This window comes from Acetobacter vaccinii (assembly GCF_008365315.1).
Taxonomy (GTDB): domain Bacteria; phylum Pseudomonadota; class Alphaproteobacteria; order Acetobacterales; family Acetobacteraceae; genus Acetobacter; species Acetobacter vaccinii.
The window spans coordinates 1,504,635-1,526,321 of sequence record NZ_CP043506.1 but is presented as its reverse complement, the minus strand read 5'-3'; the positions used below and the strand labels follow the sequence as shown (position 1 = coordinate 1,526,321).

Annotated in this window: 21 protein-coding genes and 1 riboswitch; of the genes, 14 read left to right on the top strand and 7 right to left on the bottom strand. The window is 62.4% G+C overall.

The genetic code is table 11. From position 1 onward, the window contains the following. Window positions 1-159: 159 nt before the first annotated feature. A complete protein-coding gene (gene cobU / locus FLP30_RS06830; protein ID WP_149279145.1) occupies window positions 160-729 on the bottom strand; it encodes a bifunctional adenosylcobinamide kinase/adenosylcobinamide-phosphate guanylyltransferase in 570 nt (189 codons plus the stop codon). Between the two features lie 68 nt (window positions 730-797). Between cobU and cobT the strand changes: the two genes are divergently transcribed. The 4 genes from cobT to FLP30_RS06810 all read left to right on the top strand — a co-directional run bounded on the left by cobT (window position 798) and on the right by FLP30_RS06810 (window position 4,995). Continuing rightward, window positions 798-1,838: a nicotinate-nucleotide--dimethylbenzimidazole phosphoribosyltransferase gene (gene cobT / locus FLP30_RS06825; protein WP_149279144.1), complete on the top strand. Its 1,041-nt coding sequence runs from the start codon at window positions 798-800 to the stop codon at window positions 1,836-1,838. Beyond that, complete coding sequence (gene cobS / locus FLP30_RS06820) at window positions 1,835-2,629, top strand: adenosylcobinamide-GDP ribazoletransferase (RefSeq protein ID WP_149279143.1); 795 nt, start codon at window positions 1,835-1,837, stop codon at window positions 2,627-2,629. Before cobT ends, cobS begins: the two co-directional genes overlap by 4 nt. A 126-nt stretch (window positions 2,630-2,755) precedes the next feature. Further along, entirely contained in the window at window positions 2,756-3,394 is a 639-nt protein-coding gene (gene bluB, locus FLP30_RS06815) for a 5,6-dimethylbenzimidazole synthase (protein WP_149279142.1), read from the top strand. A gap of 107 nt (window positions 3,395-3,501) precedes the next feature. Next, window positions 3,502-4,995, top strand: a complete 1,494-nt coding sequence (locus FLP30_RS06810) for a superantigen-like protein SSL4 (protein ID WP_149279141.1) — start codon at window positions 3,502-3,504, stop codon at window positions 4,993-4,995. On the opposite strand, the gene FLP30_RS06805 is transcribed toward FLP30_RS06810, so the two are convergent. Next, the gene (locus FLP30_RS06805) at window positions 4,940-5,584 is read right to left on the bottom strand and encodes a histidine phosphatase family protein (RefSeq protein WP_149279140.1); all 645 of its coding nucleotides are present in this window, start codon (window positions 5,582-5,584) and stop codon (window positions 4,940-4,942) included. The genes FLP30_RS06810 and FLP30_RS06805 overlap by 56 nt on opposite strands. Window positions 5,585-5,881: 297 nt before the next feature. Between FLP30_RS06805 and FLP30_RS06800 the strand changes: the two genes are divergently transcribed. The 3 genes from FLP30_RS06800 (at window position 5,882) to FLP30_RS06790 (ending at window position 9,415) form a co-directional block, all read left to right on the top strand. Beyond that, the gene (locus FLP30_RS06800) at window positions 5,882-6,355 is read left to right on the top strand and encodes a MarR family winged helix-turn-helix transcriptional regulator (protein ID WP_408834362.1); all 474 of its coding nucleotides are present in this window, start codon (window positions 5,882-5,884) and stop codon (window positions 6,353-6,355) included. Continuing rightward, window positions 6,348-8,612 carry an FUSC family protein gene (locus FLP30_RS06795; RefSeq protein ID WP_210419352.1) on the top strand — a complete coding sequence of 755 codons (2,265 nt, stop codon included), beginning with the start codon at window positions 6,348-6,350 and terminating at the stop codon, window positions 8,610-8,612. Before FLP30_RS06800 ends, FLP30_RS06795 begins: the two co-directional genes overlap by 8 nt. A 182-nt stretch (window positions 8,613-8,794) precedes the next feature. Then, window positions 8,795-9,415, top strand: coding sequence for an acetate uptake transporter (locus FLP30_RS06790; protein WP_149279139.1), 621 nt, complete (start codon window positions 8,795-8,797; stop codon window positions 9,413-9,415). A 221-nt stretch (window positions 9,416-9,636) separates the two neighbouring features. Here FLP30_RS06790 and FLP30_RS06785 read toward each other — a convergent pair whose 3' ends face one another. Further along, window positions 9,637-10,665 (bottom strand): enoyl-CoA hydratase/isomerase family protein, encoded by a 1,029-nt coding sequence (locus tag FLP30_RS06785; protein ID WP_149279138.1) that lies wholly within the window; start codon window positions 10,663-10,665, stop codon window positions 9,637-9,639. A gap of 60 nt (window positions 10,666-10,725) precedes the next feature. Between FLP30_RS06785 and FLP30_RS06780 the strand changes: the two genes are divergently transcribed. The 3 genes from FLP30_RS06780 (at window position 10,726) to FLP30_RS06775 (ending at window position 11,742) form a co-directional block, all read left to right on the top strand. Continuing rightward, on the top strand, window positions 10,726-11,220 hold the full coding sequence (locus FLP30_RS06780; RefSeq protein WP_149279137.1) for a flavin reductase: 495 nt from the start codon (window positions 10,726-10,728) through the stop codon (window positions 11,218-11,220). Window positions 11,221-11,261: 41 nt separating this feature from the next. Continuing rightward, window positions 11,262-11,399: a hypothetical protein gene (locus FLP30_RS14090; RefSeq protein ID WP_168200060.1), complete on the top strand. Its 138-nt coding sequence runs from the start codon at window positions 11,262-11,264 to the stop codon at window positions 11,397-11,399. 112 nt (window positions 11,400-11,511) lie between these two features. After that, window positions 11,512-11,742: a hypothetical protein gene (locus FLP30_RS06775; RefSeq protein ID WP_149279136.1), complete on the top strand. Its 231-nt coding sequence runs from the start codon at window positions 11,512-11,514 to the stop codon at window positions 11,740-11,742. A gap of 155 nt (window positions 11,743-11,897) precedes the next feature. Here FLP30_RS06775 and FLP30_RS06770 read toward each other — a convergent pair whose 3' ends face one another. The 3 genes from FLP30_RS06770 to FLP30_RS06760 form a co-directional block, all read right to left on the bottom strand. Continuing rightward, entirely contained in the window at window positions 11,898-12,677 is a 780-nt protein-coding gene (locus tag FLP30_RS06770; RefSeq protein ID WP_246856449.1) for a DNA/RNA non-specific endonuclease, read from the bottom strand. 291 nt (window positions 12,678-12,968) lie between these two features. Beyond that, complete coding sequence (eutC, locus tag FLP30_RS06765) at window positions 12,969-13,760, bottom strand: ethanolamine ammonia-lyase subunit EutC (RefSeq protein WP_149279135.1); 792 nt, start codon at window positions 13,758-13,760, stop codon at window positions 12,969-12,971. Then, window positions 13,757-15,145 (bottom strand): ethanolamine ammonia-lyase subunit EutB, encoded by a 1,389-nt coding sequence (locus FLP30_RS06760; RefSeq protein ID WP_149279134.1) that lies wholly within the window; start codon window positions 15,143-15,145, stop codon window positions 13,757-13,759. Before FLP30_RS06760 ends, eutC begins: the two co-directional genes overlap by 4 nt. 180 nt (window positions 15,146-15,325) lie before the next feature. On the opposite strand from FLP30_RS06760, the gene qhpR reads away from it, so the two are divergent. Then, window positions 15,326-16,375, top strand: coding sequence for an AraC-like transcriptional regulator QhpR (gene qhpR, locus FLP30_RS06755; RefSeq protein WP_149280274.1), 1,050 nt, complete (start codon window positions 15,326-15,328; stop codon window positions 16,373-16,375). A 31-nt stretch (window positions 16,376-16,406) separates the two neighbouring features. Here qhpR and FLP30_RS06750 read toward each other — a convergent pair whose 3' ends face one another. Then, window positions 16,407-16,820, bottom strand: a complete 414-nt coding sequence (locus FLP30_RS06750; RefSeq protein ID WP_149279133.1) for a hypothetical protein — start codon at window positions 16,818-16,820, stop codon at window positions 16,407-16,409. Between the two features lie 39 nt (window positions 16,821-16,859). After that, a riboswitch (cobalamin riboswitch) is annotated at window positions 16,860-17,076 on the bottom strand. Window positions 17,077-17,205: 129 nt separating this feature from the next. On the opposite strand from FLP30_RS06750, the gene cysG reads away from it, so the two are divergent. From cysG to FLP30_RS06735, 3 genes are read left to right on the top strand one after another with little or no spacing between them, the layout of a single operon-like run. Further along, entirely contained in the window at window positions 17,206-18,612 is a 1,407-nt protein-coding gene (gene cysG, locus FLP30_RS06745; RefSeq protein WP_149279132.1) for a siroheme synthase CysG, read from the top strand. Between the two features lie 5 nt (window positions 18,613-18,617). After that, a complete protein-coding gene (locus FLP30_RS06740; RefSeq protein WP_149279131.1) occupies window positions 18,618-20,624 on the top strand; it encodes an esterase/lipase family protein in 2,007 nt (668 codons plus the stop codon). Continuing rightward, a complete protein-coding gene (locus FLP30_RS06735; RefSeq protein WP_149280273.1) occupies window positions 20,624-21,643 on the top strand; it encodes an Lnb N-terminal periplasmic domain-containing protein in 1,020 nt (339 codons plus the stop codon). The genes FLP30_RS06740 and FLP30_RS06735 overlap by 1 nt, the downstream gene beginning before the upstream one ends. Window positions 21,644-21,687: the final 44 nt, after the last annotated feature.

The following is a 21,687-nucleotide window of genomic DNA, read 5'->3' as shown; positions in this document are numbered from 1 at the left end:
CACGACAGGGCGGCGGTGCACCATGCAGCCGCCCGCGCGTAGCATTTGTGCACCACTCACCATCTTCATTACGACAACGCAAGTGGTAGCACTCAAACTGCGTCTCAAGACCACCCCACACAATACCCCGGACCGGGGGTAGCCCTGCGCAAAAGCCCATCAACTTTGTGGATGTGGCTGGCCTTCATCCTTCAGCACCAGGGGCAGTCCTGCGGCAATAAACACCACCTGCCCTACTTTTTGTGCCAGACGCTGGTGCAGGCGGCCTGCCTCGTCACGGAATCGGCGGGCCAGAGCATTCTCCGGCACAATGCCCAGCCCGACCTCATTCCCCACCAGCACCGTTGGTGCCTGCCGGGCTGGCAGGCTGTCCAGCAAACCCTGAGTGGCGGCCGCGCTATCCTGTTCATCCAGCAGCAGGTTTGTCAGCCATAGAGTCAGGCAATCCAGCAACACCGGGGTATGGGCATGCTGGCGCAGCACGCGGGCAACCTCCACGGGTTCCTCCACCGTCAGCCACCCTGCCTGCCCCCTGTCTGCCTGGTGCTGGGTAATGCGGGCACGCATTTCATCATCCCATGCGCGGCCTGTTGCCAGATAGACCCAGGGCGCAGGCAGGGTGCGCACACGACTTTCGGCAAAACTGCTCTTGCCTGAACGGGCACCACCGAGCACCAGCATGGTTCCCGCAAGGCCCGTGCCACAGTTGTTGAGAACAGGGCCGTTCATGCAATACTCCCTCCACCACCACAGCTGCCGCCATACCACAGCCTGCCCGAAGCACGGAATGACCGACCATGCCCCCCAGCCCTGACGCGCCACTCTCTCTCCCGGCCCTGCTGACACTCTGTACCAGCCTGCCCCCGCACGACAGCGCAGCCCGGCAGGCCATAGCCCTGCGCGAGGCCACTCTGACCAAACCCCCCGCCAGCCTTGGGCAACTGGAAGACCTGACCCAGTGGCTCGGCGGCTGGCAGCATCGGTCCACCCCTCGGCTGGACGCGGTGCAGGTGCTTATTTTTGCAGGCAACCATGGCATGATAGCCCATGGTGTTTCCCCCTGGCCGATGGCGGTGACCGCTCAGATGGTGGACAATTTCCGCCACGGTGGGGCCGCCATCAACCAGATTGCCCGCACTGTTGGCGCACGGCTGGATGTCATCTGCCTGAACGACCTGCGTCCGACGGCAGACTTCACCACAGCACCGGCCATGACGGAGCATGATTTCCTCCATGCCGTGGCAACAGGCTTTAACGCCGTCCCGCCCGACTGCGACCTGCTGTGCCTGGGGGAAATGGGCATTGGCAACACAACTGCTGCCTCGGCCATGGCCGCAGCCCTGACAGGCCGGGCCGGGCCGGACTGGGCGGGTCACGGCACCGGGCTGGACGATGCTGGTGCACGCCGCAAGGCCGCTGTGATCGATATGGCGCTCCACCGCCATGCCCACGCCCTTGGCAACCCGCTGGATATTGCCCGCCGCCTTGGCGGGTATGAACTGGCCGCCATGCTGGGGGCCACGCTGGGCGCACGCCACAAAGGCGTGCCTGTTCTGCTGGACGGGTTTGTCTGCCTGTGTGCCGCAGCCCCACTGGCCATGCTCAACACCCCCGGCAAAGGACTTGCCCACACCCAACTGTCCCACTGTGCAACGCCGGACGGACACACCAGCACCCTGGCCACACTCCTTGGGTTGCCCCCCCTGCTGGGGCTGGGGCTACGACTTGGGGAAGGGTCGGGCGCGGCCCTTGCGGTTTCCATCCTACGGGCAGCTCTGGCCTGCCACACCGGCATGGCCACCTTTGGTCAGGCGGCTGTGTCCACCCCACAGGCATGACCACACACACACCTCTGGCCCGGTTCCGGCTGGATCTGGCCTGTGGCCTGAGCCTGCTGACGCGCCTGCCGGTTCTATGGCTGGCCCCCAAAAGCTGTCACGGTCAGGCATGGCCCATGGCGCACTCCGTCTGGTGCTGGCCACTGATCGGAGCGGGCATCGGGGCTGTCACCGGCACCACTCTGGCGCTGCTGATGCTGGCCCATGTCCCCCCGCTGGCCGCCGCCTGTCTGGCTCTGACCGTGCAAACCCTGCTGACAGGCGGCCTGCATGAAGACGGGCTGGCTGACATGGCCGATGGATGCGGTGCCAGCACCCCCCAGCGCAGGCTGGAGATCATGCGTGACAGCCGGGTGGGCAGCTATGGCGTGATGGCGCTGTGCCTGTCCTACGGCATACGGGCTGGCGCGCTCCTTGCTTTCAGCCCGGTTATGGCGCCGCTGGCCTGCGCTCTGGCCGGTGGGCTGGCCCGCGCGGCCATGCTGGCCATTCCGGCCTGGCTGCCCCCCGCCCGGGCAGATGGGCTGGCCCATGCCCTGTCCCCCCTGCCGCGCCGTGCCCTGCTCGGGGCCGGACTGGCCACCCTTGCGCTCTGCCTGGGTTTAGGACTGGCCCTTGGCGCACAGCCGGCTGTTTTGATGGCCCCGGCCCTGGCCGCACTGGTGGCAACCTATGTCGTAGGGCGTCAGGCCCGTCGCCTGCTGGGAGGCTACACAGGGGATGTTCTGGGCTGCTGCGCAGTGATGGCCGACTGCTTGGCGCTGACAACATTAGCCGCCCTTACAGGCTGACACAGGAGCACAAGCCCAGTGCCCCAGGACAACAGCCTGCTCCCGCGTGCAGGCACCAGCTTTTTCTCCATAACTCCACCACACTGGCCGCTTGCTGGGTGGATGACTTAGCGGCATGATACGGCCATGACATCCCCTGCCTTCCCACCCGCTTTTCTGGCCGATCTGGACCGCCTGTTCATCTGGCGGCGTGATGTGCGGCACTTTCGCACCACGCCGCTGCCTGACAGCGTGCTGGACACCCTGCTGCATGAGGCCTGCCTGGCCCCCTCCGTCGGGTTGAGCGAACCATGGCGCTTTGTCCGGGTGGACACCCCGGCACGCCGGGCGGCGATCCGGCAGAACTTCATCCGCAGCAATGCGCGCGAACTGGACGGCCGCAGTGGTGAAGACGCACAGCGTTACGCTACGCTCAAACTGTCGGGCATGGACGAAGCCCCCCACCATATTGCCGTGTTCTGCGACACAAACCCTGCCCAGGGCCGAGGGCTAGGCCGTGCCAGCATGCCAGAAACCACAACATGGTCCGCTGTCATGGCAATCCATACCCTCTGGCTGGCTGCCGCCGCGCGGGGCATTGGGGTGGGGTGGGTCTCGATCCTGGACCCGGCTGAAGCCTGTAGCACGCTGAGCATTACCCCACACTGGCAGTTTCTGGCCTATCTGTGCGTTGGCTACCCGCAGGAACCTGCCAGCACACCAGAGCTTGAGCGCCGTGGCTGGGAAAGCCGCAACCCAGCCCGACGGCGCTGGATAAACCGCTAACCTACCACCCCGCACCCCAAGGACAGAATGCCCATGCCCCGCCATAAAACACAGGCCCACCCCCGGGCAGGCCGGGGCAGCAGCGTAGCCACACAGGACTACCGGGCATGACGTCCTCCCCCATGGGGGGGCTGCCGTGGCCCGGCCTCATGCCTGATACCCGGCATGACCCCCAGGCCGACTCCAAAACCGCAGCCACCCAACCCACCGCCCTGTCCCCCGGCAGCATGACGGACGGAGCTTTGGCCGCCCTTGTTGAAGATGGTGACACCGTTGTGCTGTCAGAGGCTGCGCGCACGCTCCTCAACGCCATTAGCGCAAACACCGCACCCGGTACGACTGCCCCTAATACGACCGCACCAGAACAGGGCACTTCCCAGCCAAAGGGCAGCGCCAGCACACCGCCCTCCACGACGGTAGAAGAGGGGCAGGCTCCCCCACAGCAGCCCACCACCACCCTGCCTGACAGCCCCACCCCGGTGCAGACACCCCCGTTGTACGGATACAGCCGACCACAAAGCGGCACTCTGCCTCTGGAACTGCCTCAGTCCTCGGAGATGCTGGACACTCCACTCTTTTTCAACGACACCGCGCAGACTACAACGCCATCGCTTGCCACAGGCGGTGCATCAGGCTCCAGTAATACAGTGCCGCAACCCAGCGGGCTGACCATGTTCCTTCAAGCCAGTGCCGATACTGTGCCTGCGGCAACCACCACCCCAAACAGGGTTGGACCAGACAGCCTGCACACGCTGGCCGCCTTGCAGGATACGGCGGACGAAACGACTCTACCCACTGCTGCCAGCATCAGCACCAGCCCGACACAGACCGGCCAGCCTGCCAGCGCCCAGGAACTGACAAACGCACAGACAGCCACAAGCCTGGAAACAACCCTGCGTAACGCGCAGGCTGAGGCTGATGCGACCTTTGCCCAGTATGTGTTGCCGCCCACGACACGCACACGCACCGCCTCAACCGGGGCTGGGGGTTCGGGTCTGTCTGGCAACCTGCCTACGCTGGAAAGTTCTGCCCTGTCCGCCCTGCTGGGGGGAGAGGCCGCACTGGCACAGCAACTTGGCCCCCACAGCACACCCCGCAGGGGTAATACCCCGCTCCAGCCAGACACATCTGACAGTCTTGGAGCACCAGGGCGCATTCAAACCCTACAGGACAGTGCAACACAGGCAGACATGGCCGATGCGTCTGGCACACTCCTTGCCCATCGGGTGCTCCAGACTGGTCTTCTGGCCCTGCTGTCCAGCACTGATGCCACACTGGAGCAAATTGCACTTTACGCGTCAGACCCCAACACCCGCACCCTGGCTGGGGATACCAATCCCCCCAGCCCAGCCCTGAGCGCCTGGCTGGCCGAGCAGGGCAATGCCATGAATGCCGCATTCCCGGCCATGATGGTGTCCAACTCGGCGCTGACACCCTTTGTCGCCCAGGGATGGGCCTTTGTGTTGTTCGGCTTCCCCTCGTCCGGTGTAACCCCCATTCCCCGCCAGCCACGCAGGCGTAGGCAACGGGGCAGGCGCACGCCCTTCAGGCAGAGCCTGCCAGAGGCACACGCTGCCGGTGGACTGGCCGCGCAAGGCTGAAGACCTCGGCCTGAGGATCAGCCTCCTCCTGCCCACTTCCGGCAAATGGCAGGGCTGTCAGCAGGCGGGCAAACCCCTGTGGCATGGACGGAGCAAGCAGGTCTGGCACCTCCCCCACAGCAAGGGAGGCCAGAATACGCAGCGGCCCCCCATGGGACAGCACACAGGCGGCTGTACCCTTTGCCGCAATATCCTGCCAGAACGCCCCGACACGGGCCCGCAGGGTCCGTCCACTTTCCCCTCCCGGCGGGGCAAACCCTTCGGGGTCGGCGGCCCAGGCATCCAACTGGGTACGCGCCACGTCATCCCAGCGCTGCCCTTCCCACTGGCCAAAATCCAGTTCCGCCAGACGGGCATCCACCACCATGCTCATTCCCGTAACCTGCGCCAGACGGCCTGCCATATCGTGGCAGCGAGAGGCCGGAGAGGTATAGACCACACTGCACGGCATACCTCTGGCCAGCACGGCAAGGCCGCCGACAATGCTTTCCCACCCCGGTTGCAGGGCAACATCGCTCCGCCCGTAACAGACCCCCGTCTGCACCTGCACGGCCGCATGTCTGACAAGCAGTAACGGAAAAGGCTGCATGGTCCTGTCCCTCCGCCCAGCCCATGACCGCCATGAGCGGCAGGGGTGAACACCTGGAATTGCAGAAATGCGCCACCCGCCTGACGGCCAGCGTCACTCCCCGTTTCATGCCCATTGGGACACTGTCTGAGAGGGCAGGATGTGCACAAAGCCTGCCCCGTTTCAAGGCCACAAGGACAGGGGCGGCACCATCGCGCGACTGTGCGGGTACAGCCGATTGACCGGGGAAACGCAGGTTATTATAGTTGGATAAACGTTTTTATCTCAAATATATTTGTCCTAATTAATGAGGTGTCCATGACCGAGCCGCGCGACCCACCCGCGCTGGATGAGACATGCTTTCCTGACATGCTGCTCACCCTGCGCGTCATGCGGCTAGCCATGCTGTGGCGCACCCGTCTGGACCGCGCCCTGCGCCCCCACGGCATGACGCTGGCCATCATGCGGCCGCTGACCTACCTGACCATGCTGCCCGACGGTGCAACCCAGAGCAGTCTGGCCGCCGCCATGGATGTGGACTGCTCAGCCCTGGTGCGGGTGCTTGATCTGCTAGAAAAACAGGGCCTGCTGGCCCGCCAGCCCGACACCCATGACCGCCGGGTCAAACGCCTGCTGCTCACCCCCGCAGGACAGGCGCGTTGCGACATGTTCCACCAGATTGCCGCCGGGCTGGAGCGCGAGGACTGTCAGGACATTCCCCCCGCACAGGTCAAGATGGTGCGTGAACTGCTGGCCGGGCTGCTGGCCCGCCGGAGCCACCATGATGCATGATCAGGCCCGCGGCAGCACCCAGCCATGGCAGGCGCTGAACCGCCTGCTTACACGCATCATCCCGGCCACCTTCCACGACCCGGCACAATGGTCGGCCTTTCTGGCCACCGGCGCCTATGCGGGACGTGTGTTCCTGTCCATTGGCATTGCCGTGTTTCTGGCTTTTCTGTTCCAGCTTCAGTCCCCGCTGAGTGCGGCAACAACCGTGCTGATTGTTGCAAACCCCACGGTTGGGGCCATGGTGTCCAAAAGTGTGTGGCGCGTGGCGGGCACCCTGCTTGGGGCTGCACTGAGCGTGACAATCATGTCGGCCTTTGTGCAGGCCCCGGTGCTGTATTTTGCGGCACTGGCGGTCATTGTGGGCATTGCCTGTATGATAGCCACATTCCTGCGGCTGTTCCGCGCCTATGCTGCGGTGCTGGTGGGCTACACGATTGTTATTGTCGCCTCACCCGCCTTTGCAAAGCCGGAAGGGATTTTCCTGTCCGCCATGGGGCGTCTGTCCGCAGTCTGTGTGGGTGTGGTGGTGACGGCCTTTGTGTTCATGATCACATCGCCACGCAAACCCAGCAGTGTGCTGCTCCGACTTGGCAGCGCCTTCCGGGACACGGTGCGCCATGCCTGGATTTTTCATGCTGCGGAAAGCGAGCGCACAGCCCACGGCACATTGGCTGAAACCGCCCTGGACCTGCTTGAGAAGCGTGAGGAACAGAGCAACGCTGGCAGCTTTCGCAGCCTGCCGCGCCCGGTTTATGACAGCCGCGCCAAGCTGCTGTCCTATATGGCAGGGCTGGCCCCGGCCATAGAATACGCCGCAGCCGACGACCCGGACATGCAGGCCCGCATTGGCAACCTGCGCCTTGCCCTCAGCAGGCTGACCGGGCTGATTGTCAGTTACCACCCATACTGGCTGACACTGGAAACCGCAGAGCAGGAAACCCACACTGTCCATGACCACATGGCGCAGTCGCTGGAACGACTGCTGGAACTGACGGAAGACCCGGCCTGGCTGGACAACCCGGCCCCCCTGTCCGCCTGCCTGCACGATACCCTCAAAGCGCTGGAACATCTGGCAAGAGAGCGCCATGGCTCGGCCATGCTGGTTGCGCTGGACAATACGCGCGACACGCTGGTGCAGATGGACCTGGCCCTGCACAACCTGACCAGCCGCCGCCCGGATGCGGCGGGCGCTCCGGCTGTGCCCACCTATCTGGAATGGCCCATGGCGCTGCGCAACGGCACACGCGGGGCCATGATCACCCTGCTGGCGGGGCTGCTGTGGTATGTTTTCCACTGGAGCCTTGGCCCCATGCTGCTGGTGTATATTGTGGCGGCCTCCAGCCTGCTGTCCACCGCACCCTCGGCTGCCAAGGCCAGCCCCATGATGGCAACGGGCACGGCACTGGCCATTCCTGCCGGGTTTTTGTGCCATATGCTGGCCCTGCCCCGGATTGATGGCTACCCGTTGCTGTGGCTGACGCTCTGCCTGTTCCTGCTACCGGGCGTGTGGTTGCAGTTCCACCCCCGCTACGGCATTGGTGCCTTTGGTTACGCGGTGTTTTTCACCATGATGCTGTCGGTCAACAACCCGATTGTGTATGATGACATGACCCTGACCAACACATGGATAACTATGGCAGCCGCCTGTGCGCTGCTGGCTGTTGTCTTTAGGGTTATTCTCCCGGCTGACCATAAGCTGGATGCGGCCCGACTTGTGTCCTCCCTGACGCATAGCGTGCAGCAACTGGCCCGCACCCCTCGCAAACGCACCATCGCCTGGGTGGCATGGGAGGGGCTGCAACTGCAAAAAATCTCCCGCCTGATGATGCGCCTTTCCTTTATCACCACCGGGGTGGACAGGCAGGGCTATACCGATGGTGCCTTTGCGGCCCTTTCGCTCGGCAGGTTGATTGTACGGCTCCGCTGGAACGCAGCCCATGCCACGCTGGACCCGCAGGCCCGCGCAACGCTGGACAGGGCACTGGCTGCTTTTGGCCAACTGCACCGTAACCCCACGGCCACAGCCACGGCACTCATGCAGGCGGCCGATGCCATAGCGGCAAGCCCAAGCCAGAAAGGCGGCATCAACCTGACGTGCGAGCGTACGGTGTCCTGTCTGGAGCAGGCAGCCAGTATTATCCTGGCCATACCGGGCTTTTTCCACCACAAGGGGCCAATCCAGCGTGCGGCCGATGCCCCGGATGCCGCAGACCCGGTTTCCGTCATGCCCGGCACACTCCGCCTGGCCGTAAAATAACCTGTCCACACCATGGCTGTTGCCGTTGCGGGGCGTTACTTCGCAACGGCAAAAAGTTGCATTCTCATAAAATACTTTTCAATGAATTTAATTTTATTACGGTAAAATCGTTTTTAAAGAACTTTCGGGCCTGTCTGCTTTTAAGGGTTAGTCATGTACCCTAGACAGCAAGAAGAACAATCATGATACATGCAGTCACCTCTCCCCCCGCCATTGCCAAAGCAAACCCGGCACCGCTTGGGCTTATGGGCTTTGGCATGACCACAATCCTGCTGAACCTGCATAATGCAGGCTTTTTACCCATGGGATCGGCCATTCTGGCCATGGGCCTGCTCTTTGGCGGGCTGGCACAGATTATGGCCGGTCTTTTGGAATACGCCGCAGGCAACACCTTTGGTATGACAGCCTTTATCTCCTACGGTGCATTCTGGATCTCCCTGGTGGCGCTGATCGCCCTGCCACACACGGGGGTTGTCCCCGCCAGCACCCCGGCCATGATCGGGGCTTATCTGCTGCTGTGGGGTCTGTTTACGCTGATCATGTTCTTTGGCACGTTGCGGGCAACGCGCGCACACCAGGTTATTTTTTCCTCTCTGACACTTCTGTTTGCCCTGCTGGCTTTTGCAGAACTGGCGCAGGCCCCGTCCCTGACTGTCATTGCCGGATATGAAGGGCTTTTCTGCGGTCTATCTGCCGTTTATCTGGCTGCTGCCGAAATTCTGGAAGCCCAGTTCCACAGCCCTGTGCTGCCGGTTGGCCTGCCTGCAAAACGGCCTGTTGCCCTGCACCACGCAGCAGCCTGAATACACTCTCTGGTGTCCTCGCAACCCCTGTGATGGGTCGCGCGGACTACTGGGGCAGGCTTGGGGATATTGCCAAAGCCCGCCTACATTACTCTACAATTTCCCAAAAGGCTTCAAAGGACATTGCCTTTTATATAAAGGCAGTCCCCCGGACATTTTCACCCTTCCCCATCAGGCGGTTATTTTAAAACAACCAGCCAGACCGGGTGAAAGTCCTTTTTTCAGACACCCTCCACAACACGCTGTATTGCTGCGGTATCGACCTCCGCCAGAGTAGCGGGTTGCCAGGCAGGCGTATTATCGCGGTCCACCAGCCTGGCGCGCACACCTTCCGCCAGATCCGGCTGGGCAAGGACATGACGCACCAGACGCCGCTCCAGATCAAAAACATCGTGCAGGGTGCCAAGCTTACGGGCTGCGTGCCAGCCAAGCCAGGTTGCCAGCAAGGAAGACGGGCTGGCCCGCGACAGGTCATCCAGGTCCTGCCGGGCTTCCTCCAGCGGGCAGGCTTCCAGCCGGGCCAGAATACCCGCCATATCCGGCGCGGCGTAACAGGCCTCCAACGTGGCGGAAACCGTGCCGTCATCACCCGGTGCCGTGACAAAACGCGCCAGAGCGTCATCCACATTCTGCTCCGACAAGGCCGCACGCAGGGCGTCGAGCGAGTCAGAAGGCACCAGCCCATCAGCCAGACCCAGTGCCACAGCCTGTGCCCCTGTTACGCGCCCCCCGGTCAGCGCCAGCCGCAAGCCCACATGCCCGCCGGGACGTGACAGAAGCCAGGACCCTCCGGCATCCGTCACCAAGCCGATCGATGTTTCAGGCATGGCCAGAACAGAGCGTTCTGTCACAATACGGTGGCTGACGTGGCAGCCAATACCGACCCCGCCCCCCATCACGATCCCGTCAAGCAACGACACGACGGGCTTGGGGTAATCCGCAAGCCGCAGCATGGTTGTGTAGGCGGTATCCATCAGCTCAAATGTGCTATCGGGGCCATGAGCCAGCAGTGCCTCCCGGATCGCACGCAGGTCCCCCCCGGCGCAGAAGGCACGCGGGCTGCTGCTTTCCAGCACAACAACGGCGACGCTATCGTCGTGCTCCCAGGCGTCCAGCACGCGGTCAATGGCCTTAGCTATGCCTGCATCCAGCGCGTTCAGCCGCTTAGGGCGGTCAAGAACAATACGGCCCATATGGCCCACGCGTTCGGTTCTGACATCCGCCAGCCCCGAAAGGGCATCTTGCGTCATTGCTTTCCTCTCTGTTTCATGTGCAAAAACAGCCGATACTTTCAGGAATAAGGAAAGCAGATGTCAGCTCCACAGACCAGCGCGTACCGCGACGCCATGGCCCGCCTTGGCGCTGCTGTCACCATTGTGACCACTGGCACGCTGGAAAGCCCTGTCGGTTTTACGGCCTCGGCCGTGTGCTCTGTCACCGACACCCCACCCACAGTGCTGGTGTGCCTGAACAGAAACAGCAGGGCACGGGCCTTTTTCCACCAGGGTGCGTCCATGTGTGTCAATGTGCTGTCCAGCACGCAGCAGGATCTGGCCAACCATTTTGCCAGCCCCAACAGCATGGAAGACCGCTTTGCTCAGGGCCATTGGAGCAGCCTGACAACAGGTGCACCGGTGCTTAATGAAGCCCTTGTCAACCTTGACTGCGAAATCAGCCAGATTGCCGAGGTTGGCACCCACAGTGTTCTGTTCGGCTTAGTGCGCGCCCTGTGCAACCATACGACCGCCAACGGACTTGTGTATTTCAGCCGCGCCTATCACAGCCTGCCACAAGCACCAGGCTGACAACCCAAGGGGTGGCCGCACAGACTGAAAGGACACCCCTGATGCCCCTCCCCCCCGCTGGACCCCACAAACGTAACACAGTGCCGGTTATTTCCGGCCCGGTGCTGATTGTCATGCACCTTCTGCTGGGTCTGTTCGTGCTCCTGTGGGCCTGGCTTGGCTGGTCCTGCACCAACTGACCCCGGCCCTCTACACTATTGTGCGATAAGCCCTCGCGCCCCTTTGAAATCCTATGCAATTTTTAAGGAAAACCCTTATATTTCAGAAAAGGCATGCAAAGGATGACGCGGTATGTCTAAAAAATTAAAAGAATTCCTGATCTGGACGATTGCATTTGGCACGGTGGGGGCAATTATTTATGGCGGCTCCCACATGGTCAAAAATTACCGAAACCAGCAGTGGGATGAATTCATAGCCGAGCAACACTGCATGGTTGTTGGCAAACAGCCCAGCACCGGCTTTTTCAGCCCCGCCCAGACAATTTACCGCTGTGGCAATAGCCTGTATTACCGCAACGATTAACCCCACGCCCACACACCTACACCGCTACACCAGAAAACCTGCCCCAGACCTCTGCAATCCTTGTGGCTGGGGCCGTTTTTTTACAAATCTGCTCACAGATGCAGCAGCCCGTCTGTGGATAATCCTGTGGATAGTGGGTACAGGCTATCAGGTCTTTAATGCCGCGTGCGCCTTTTGTGGGGGGATGGCAGATGCCAGAACTGCTGCTTGACTGTATCTGGCAGGGCAGGAAAAGGGTCCACCCCTGTATTGCGCACAAGGGTTGCGACAGTCACGCTGTCACAATGCGGGTGCCGCAGCACATTCTTGCAGACATACACCCCCGCACGCCCACGCCGGGGAGAATACACAGCCTTCCAGGTTGAACTGGGCACATACACATGCCCCGGCCCTATGGTCATAATGGGTTTGCCGTGAAAGGCCGGGCCAGTCACGACGTATAACTCGCCCTCATCACGCGCCATATCCCGCACGGTGCTTTCAATCCTGGCCCATATCCCTTCGTTCAGCACAGCAGCCTGAGGCACGATATTGGACAGAGCAAAGGTTTCATGCTGGGCCTGCTCGTCTGGCTGGTCGGCACTGGGGGCCAGATGCCCACGGCTGTACCCCGATGCCCGGTAGTCCTGCAAGGAACTGCCCCCCTGCCACCGGGGATCGGCGTAGAATGACCCTGTGCGGGGCAGATCGGCTGCAGCCTCCAGTTCTGCTGCCACCAGATGTTCAGCCGACCAGAGCGGCGTATGGGTCACGGACGATACCATGACCGCATACCCGTGGTTGCACAGGACACTCGCCCCCTTGAGCATGAACGGGCGGGTAATGGTGGGCAGCGTGTTGCCCGGACCAAAAGCCTGGCAACTGGCTGCCACTTCCCCTTCGGCATGGGCAGGGACCAGCCCTGTCAGCAAACCCAATACGGCAACACAGGCCACCTGCCCCCAAACATGCCTTGTTGCTCTGGCACTGTGGCTCTGCCTGACACCCATCATCATCCCCTACTGGCGCACAAAAGGGGCTACCTGAACGGGCGGGGTGAAGACTGTCAACTCTCGGCTGTCGTCCCGGAGATACTCCACAACAGAGCCACAATTTTTTACAAACCACGCCATTACGGAATGGAACTGGGGCCAACAGCCCCCTCCGGGGTTTCCGGGCTAGTGCCTTGGGGTCAGGAATACTCCCTGTTGCGGACTGCGTGTAACGGATAGTCCTGAAAATCCATGTCAGGTCAGCTTTTTTTCCACCTCGATAACATCAGTCTCCGGGGCGGCGTCCTTTAAGCCAACCCCTGTCAGCTTCAGGTGTCGGGCCTCGCGCATCAGCCAGGCCAGTTTGTCGGCCGCTACCGGCACGGGCAGGCCGTGAGGGTGCATGTTGGAAATGCAGTTACGGGCAGAATCCGGGCACCCGACATAGGGGGCATAGGTCAGGTATATTCCAAGGCTGTTGGCAACGCTCAGGCCCGGTCGCTCCCCAATCATCACCACCACCATTCTGGCCCCCATAGCCTGGGCAATATCATCCCCCAAGGCAACGCGGGCCTGTGTAGCAATAACCAGCGGGGCAATGCGCCAGTCACTCAACCGCTCACGCATGGCCTCAAAGAGGGCAATCGCACCCTCCTGCGTAGCGGTGGCGGACAGACCATCGCCTGCGACAAAAACAACGTCCCAGTCGCCTTTTTCCAACATCGCCAGCGACGCATCGGACAGCCTGCGTCCCAGATCGGGTCGCCGCAGGTATGTAGGCCGGTCGGGCGCGCGGCTGCCAACATGCAGGGCATCTTCCAGCCCCGGCGTCTGCATCATACCCTGCACATCCAGCGGTGTATGCACAGCATCCCGCGCACGGGCATGGGCGGCCTGAAACGCCAGCACATCAGGTGTTTTCAGCGCATCACCACTGCGCCCCAGACCAATACGCGCCCGTGTGAACTGGCGCAGAGGCTGCCAGTCGTCCCCCTGCGTCTGCTGCGGGGCAACCTGACCGGGCCTGCGGGGGGTATAATGCGTCATGCTACACCTGCCATGCCTGCCAGTAGGCTCTGTCTGGGGCTAAGGGCGCGCATGCGCTCCCGCGCCTGATCATACAGGCCCATCCTGTCCAGCCAGGCGGCAAATTCCGGTGCCGGACGTAGCCCCACCAGGCTGCGCAGGGTCAGAATGTCATGAAAAGACAGGCTCTGGTAATTCAACATCACATCATCCGCGCCGGGTACCCCGATCAGGAAGGTAATGCCCGCCGTGGCCAGCAGCACCATGAGGGTGTCCATATCATCCTGATCAGCCTCAGCGTGGTTAGTGTAGCAGACATCGCACCCCATGGGTACGCCCAGCAGCTTGGCACAGAAGTGGTCCTCCAACCCGGCACGGATAATCTGTTTGCCGTCATACAGATATTCAGGACCGATAAACCCCACCACCGTGTTGACCAGAAGCGGCTTATAAGCGCGGGCCACGGCATAGGCACGGGTCTCCACTGTCTGCTGGTCCAGACCATGGTGCGCCCCGGCTGACAGGGCGGCACCCTGCCCGGTTTCAAAATACATGACATTCTGCCCCAGCGTGCCGCGCCCAAGCGACAGAGCAGCCTCATACGCCTCCTGCAAAATACCAAGGGTGACGCCAAAGCCCTCATTCGCCTTCTGTGTCCCGGCAATGGACTGGAACACCAGATCCACCGCGCCACCGCGGTTCATGATCTCGATCGTGTTGGTCACATGGGTCAGCACGCAAGTCTGGGTCGGAATGTCATAAAGCTGGCGGGCATGGTCGAGCATGTCCAGCAACGCCAGACCATTGGCGACACTGTCTGTCGCGGGGTTAATGCCTATAACCGCATCCCCCATGCCGCACAGCAGGCCATCCAGCGTGGACGCCGCAATGCCTTTCAGGTCATCTGTCGGGTGGTTGGGTTGCAGGCGCGTGGTCAGGCACCCTTCCAGCCCGATGGTGTTACGGAAACGGGTAATAACCCGTACCTTGCGGGCCACACTCATCAGATCCTGATTGCGCATGATCTTGCTGGTTGCAGCCACCATTTCCGGCGTCAGCCCCGGCGCTACAGCCGCCAGGGCAGCACTATCGGCCTCGTGCGACAGCAGCCAGTCGCGGAACTGGCCGACTGTCATATGGGACACAGGCGCAAAGGCCGCCGCGTCATGCGTGTCGATAATCAGGCGGGTCACATCGTCCGCCTCATACGGCACCAGCGCGGTCTTGAGGAATGTGTCCAGCGGCAGGTCGGCCAACGCATGGCGGGCTGCCACGCGCTGGGCGTCTGACCCGGCGGCAAGCCCCGCAAGCTGGTCCCCCGACCGGGCGGGTGAGGCCACCGCCAGAAGCTGCTGCAAGGTGTCGAAACGATAGGTTTCACCCCCCAGGGCATGCTGATACGCCATCCGACCTGTCCCTTCTCCCAACTGGCAGCACCTTGGGCATGGGCTGGCATGCCCCTTGGTTCGATCATGCAACGTATCATGTCCGCCCGTCCACGGCTTGACCGCATCGCACAAATTCTTGACACTTGGTCACACGCGGCACACCCCATGTGCTGCCACACCACGCAGGACAAGGACCGCATGGCTCCGGCTGACAGCGCATCACCCCCCGGCGTTCTGGCCGCCGCGGCGGCAGGCGTTGAACGTTTCATGACCGAGCGCGGCGGCGACATTGACCGCATTGCGGGCCGGGCCGGGCTGTGCACCCGCCAGTTTGCCATGCCCACCGACCGGCTGAGCCTGGATGGATACTGCCGCCTGTTCCACGAAGCCGCGCGGGAGACAGGGGACGGCAATCTGGGCCTGTGGTTTGGCCAGCAGTTCCAACCCCAGATGCTGGGGCTGATCGGCTTTGTGGCCCTGCTCTCCGCCACGGTGGAGGAGGCTGTCAGCAACCTGGCTACACACTTTGGCTACCATCAGGCCCTGACCCACACCCGCCTGGTGCGCGCAGGCCCCCTGATACGGCTGGAATACGCCATTCTGGACCCGGCCATTACAGAACGCCGCCATGATGCGGAACTGACGCTGGGCATGTTCACCAACCTGCTGCGCCATGCGCTGGGGCCAGACTGGACACCCCAAGCCGTCTGCTTTACCCACCCCCAGCCCGAACAGGCAAACGCCCACCGGGATGCGTTTCAGGCTGATGTCCACTTCGGGCAGAGTGTGAATGCTCTGGTCTTCCGCACTGCGGACTTGCACCGCCCCATGCCCGACGCCAACCCTGTCATGCTGGATATCATGCGGGCTTCCCTGATTGCGCTTGCCCGCGGGCATACCCCTGCCGTAGCGCAGCCCCAGACGCTGCGCGAACAGGCACATGCCCTCATCCTGCGTGACCTGCCCACAGGTGCAAATACCATCGCCACACTGGCGGCCCAGTTGGACATGCCCACCTGGACCCTGCAACGCAGGCTGGCCGAGCAGGGCCTGTCCTATTCCAGCCTGCTGGAAAGCGTGCGCTATGCCGAAGCCCAACGTCTGCTGCGCCTGCCAGAGCACGACATAAGCACCATTACGACCCAGCTGGGATATTCCGAAACCAGCGCCTTCAGCCGGGCTTTCAGGAAATGGAGCGGGCTTTCACCCCGCCACTGGCGGCAGAAGGCAGGCTTGGGCGATCGCTGACCTGCCTCCAAGCCGCACCAGGATTACAAGCTTAGCGTGCGCAATATAACGCCATGGCTGCCCGCTGCGCCCCAACAACCTGCTGAGCAGCCACGTAGGCCTGCACAATAGCCTGCCCTGCCGGAGATGCCGCAGCCCCCGGAAAGCGAACACGCAGGGCAAGAGCCAGAGCCTCGTCCAGCAAAGGGCGAAACACCGTTTCAAGCCGGGTGCCACGTGCGGCAAATTCGGCAGGCACTGCCCCGACAAGGCTGTGCAGTATCTGCGCCCCCGCCTGTTGCAGGCTGGCTTCCTCCTGCAAAGGGGGGCCGTCATGCACGCGCAGGGCGGTAGCCCGGTCTGGCGCAAGGGACAGCAGATGCCGCACCAATGGGTGCATCTCCGCCGCCCCGCCCCCAGTGGCAGGGTAGGAGCGCCCCTGAGGGGGCAAGGGGCTGAAAATCATGCAGGCTACTCTGCCCCCCGCTGGTCCCGGCGGGTGACATGGCTGAAAAAGACGATGGCAGGTCTCCTGACTTGCAGCCTCTCCCCTGCCTCCTGCCTTCCCGGCCCCACAGGGCCAGTGACTACCCGAAACACGGGTGCCGGAGCCAGACGGCTGCCTACAGTTGCGGGCACAGCCACCGACTTGCCCTGTGGCGCTGGGCTTACGGTGTTCCCTTTTCAGCCGCTTGCGCGGCACCATCGACCGTCAGGCCCGACACTACCGCCCCACACCCGCCAGTGCGAGCAAAAACCATGCGTTGCACGCCCGCATCCATGACACACCACCGGGGAAAAGCGCGTATTCTCTCTTGCATCCGAGGGCAAAGCCTGCTTGCTCATGCGGCATGCAGCCATCATCCGATCCGTCAGCCTGGTTTCCTGTTATGCTCCGCATGGCCGATGCGCCAGCCCTGGTCGTGGGCGGGGGGCAGGTTGCGGCCAACAAGGTGCGGCTTCTGCTGGGGGCCGGGGCACAGGTGCATGTTGTCTCCGCCACACTCTGCGCAGAACTGCGCCAACTGGCGGACGAAGGTGCCATAACGCACAAAGCCACCCATGCCCGGCCAGAAGATGCCGCAACCCTGCTGGCCCCCCGTTACCGTCTGGCCTATCTGGCAACAGACGACCGGGGGCTGAACAGCGCACTGGCCACGCTGTGCCAGGACCATGGTATTCCTGTCTGCGCGGTGGATGACCCTGAAATTTCCAGCTTCATCACCCCCGCCATTGTCAGCCGGGGGGCGGTGCAGATTGCGGTGTCCACCGGGGGGGCTGCCCCCGTTCTGGCCCGCCGCCTGCGCGCACGTATAGAGGAAATCATGCCCGCGGGGCTTGGCCGTCTGGCCGCCTTCATGCAGGCCCAGCGCCACTGGCTGCGTGAGAAACTGCCCGACCCTGCCGAGCGCCGCCAGCTCTGGGAACGGTTCCTGGACGGTATGGGCGGGCATCTGGCCCGCCAAGGGCAGACCCAGCAGGCCCGGCAGGAGCTGGACAGCCTGCTGGCCAACCACACCCAGCGGGGCGAGGTCTGGCTTGTCGGGGCCGGACCGGGTGACCCGGACCTGCTGACCCTTGCCGCCCTGCGCCTGATGCAGGACGCTGATGCCGTGCTGTATGACAATCTGGTAGCCCCCGGCATTCTGGATTATGTCCGCCGTGATGCAGAGCGGATATTTGTGGGCAAAAGCCGCAACAAACACACCCTGCCGCAGGAAGGCATTAACGCCGAGCTGGTGCGCCGTGCTCAGGCGGGCCAACGCGTGCTCCGCCTGAAAGGGGGGGACCCCTTTATTTTTGGGCGCGGCGGGGAGGAAATGGAAACACTGGCCGCCTCTGGCGTGCCATTCCGCATTGTGCCGGGCATTTCCGCTGCCAATGGCTGTGCCTCCTACGCGGGGATTCCGCTCACACACCGCGACTGTGCACAATCCTGCCTGTTCATGACCGGCCATGCCAAAGCCGATGGCAGCATCACACTGGACTGGGACGCCGTAGCCCGGCACAATCAGACCGTTGTCATTTACATGGGGCTGTCCACCCTGCCCCATATCTGCGCCAGGCTGACCGCCCACGGTCTGCCACCCGACTGGCCCGCCGCTTTGGTGGAACGCGGCACAACCCCCGACCAGCGGGTGATCACCGGCACGCTGGAAACACTGCCTGATCTGGCTGTACAGCAAAAGGCATCAAGCCCGGCGCTGCTGATTATTGGCCAGGTCATCAACCACCGCGTAAGCCCAGTGACGGTCTGACCCCCATGCCCCATACGCCCCTGCCCCCACGCCCCACCACATCCCCCCCCTATGGTGCTGCCGTGCGGCGCGGCGGAGCGCTGGCCAGCCTGTTGACCTGTATCTTACTGGCAGGCTGCACCCCCCCGGTCACCATCCAGCGCCTTGGTCTTGAGGACGCCTACCGCGAACGCAGCCAGAGCGCGCTGGACGGGCACCACCTGAGCACCACCACCCGCATTGTGCTTGAACGCCAGAACCTGCAAAAACTCTGGCGTAAAGACCCAGCCTTGGCGCTGGCCAGCCTGCGCAGCAGTACACAGGCCGGGTTTAGCACCCCCAACCTGCCCGACCAGCTCTTTGCCCTGGCCGAACTCAGCTACGATCTGGGCCGCAGGCAACGTGACCGTGCCCGCTTTATGGTGGCCGCCCTGTATGCTTACGCCTACCTGACACCCGACGCCCCACCGCAAGACCGGCCAAGCCCCTATAACCCCCATTTCCGCCAGGCCTGCGACATTTACATGCTGGCCCTGACAGAGGCCATGGGCACCCCGGTTGACCCCCAGAGCCAACGCTGGACCCTGCCCATTGGCACGCTGGACCTGTCAGCCGACCCGACCGAGCGCCTGTGGCACGGCTATACTCTGACAGACTTCCAACCCACGGCGCGGCTGTCTGTCTCGGGGCTGAAAAATATTTACAGCAAGCCGGGCATGGGCGAACCACTGGCCGCAGTCGCCATAAAACCCACCCAGAACACGGCGGGCCAGAGCAAGACCTTACTGACTGTCTCTGACAAACTGCGTGTGCCCGTCAGCCTGTTCATGCAAATCCCCGACCCGCGCAGGCAGGTGCTGTCAGACCGGATTATGGGCCGCCTGATCCTTAAAAGCATGGATGGGGCCGAGAGCGGCACACAGGCGCAGAATACCCCGCCCCTCCAGTATGACCAGTCCGCCACACGTGCCATCAGCCTGAACCAGAATGTGGACTGGTCAAGCGAATACAAGGGTTTTCTGGACGGTCGTTTTTTTGACGGCACCCACAAGGCACAGCTTGTCAGCATTGAACCCCACAAGCCGGGGCATATTCCTGTCGTGCTGATACACGGCACGGCCTCCAGCCCCGGCCGCTGGGCCGACATGGTCAATGACCTGCTGGAAGACCCTGAAATAACCGAGCATTTTGAGTTCTGGTTTTTTTCCTATGCCACGGGCAACCCCATTCCCTATTCCGCCCTGCAACTCCGCAAGGCGCTGGACAAGGCCATCACAGACCTGGGTGGCCCCAAGGCCGACCCGGCACTGGGGCAGATCGTGCTGGTCGGCCATAGTCAGGGGGGGCTGCTGGCCCGAATGCTGGTCATCAACCCGCAGGACAGGCTTTGGAACAGCCTGTCCCATCACCCGTTGGCCAGCCTGCACATGCCCGCACGGACGCGCGCTTTCCTTCAGGCCGCGCTGTTCCCCACCCCCATGCCGGACATACGCTCGGTTGTTTTTATCGCCACACCGCACCAGGGCAGTTACGTCGCCGGGTTTTCCATCGCGCATCTGATCGGGGGGATGGTCACGCTGCCATTCAGTATTACCGACGCCATGGGCCAGATCATCAAAGGCAATGGTGACACCATTAAAACCGACATGGGGCCCCGCCGCCTGGGCAGTGTTTACAGCATGTCGCCCAACAGCCCGTTTATCCGTGCGCTGGCGGCAACCCCGATTGCGCCTGATGTGCACACATACTCCATTATTCCCGTGCTGGGCGATGGCCCGCTCAAAACAGCGGATGATGGCGTTGTCATGTACAGCAGTGCCCATCTACCCGGCACCGTGTCGGAACTGGTAGTCCGACACTCGGGCCATTCCACCCAGGCAAACCCGATCACCATTGCCGAGGTCAGGCGTATTCTGCTCCAGCAGCTTGCCGCCACTCACTCCGCAACCGCCTTGCAGGACAACACCGACAAGGCCGACATTACCCGCATGGGTGGCCAGTACCTGCAAGCGCCCGCCCTTTCGCAGCCATGATGAGCAACCTACAGCCCCGCCCCGCTACGCCCCCTCACCGCATAGGGCGCTGGCTGTTGCAGGGGCTGCTGCTGCCCATCGCCTTATATGGCGGAGCGGCCTTTTGGTACTCCACCTTAACACCGCCCATGCTGCGCGGTGTGTTGGCCATACTGTTTCCCGCCCTGCTGCTGCTTTGCCTGCTGGTGCGCCCGGCAGCCCCGCGCCGTATTGCCATAAGCTGCCTACTCGCAGCCGGGCTGACGTGGTATCTGACCGACCAGCCCCGTAATACCCGCGACTGGGCGGCGGAATACGCCGTGCCTGCAAATGTCATTTTTAAAGGCAATACGGCGTATATCGAGAACATTCGCAATATCCGCTACAAAACACCCGACGATTACACAACGCAGTATTATAACGCTGCCTTTAATACGGATGATGTGACCTCGGTTGACCTGATCACCTCCTACTGGTCTGGCCCGGCCATTGCCCATGTCTTTCTCAGCTTCGGGTTTGCTGATGGCCGCCACCTTGCGGTTTCCATTGAAACGCGGCGGCAGAAGACTTTTCCCTATTCCGCCATTGCCGGTTTTTTCCACCATTACGAGTTGTTCTACGTTGTGGCGGACGAACGTGATCTGATTGGCGTACGCACCGATATTCGCAAAGAACGTGTGTATGTCTACCACCTTGACCTGTCTGCCAAGACACGCAAGGCGCTGTTCCTGAACTATCTGCACGCCATAAAAACCCTGCATGACCACCCACGCTGGTACAATACGCTGACCACCAACTGCACGACCGAAATCCTCACCCGTGCAGGGGTGCAGTTGCACTGGCGGTTTGACTGGCGCGTGCTGCTAAGTGGCCATACCGCAGCCCTTGCCTATGACCTGGGCCTGCTGGACACGCATATTCCTTTTGCAGACCTGCAACGCCGCAGCCTGATCCAGCGGCCCGAGGGGGCAACGCCGGATGCCCCTGATTATTCCGCCAGCATCCGCCGTGGCCTGCCACTGCCCCCCAGTTCGGAATAACACGCAAATACACATCACGCGTAAATGAAACATTGATCCGCAAA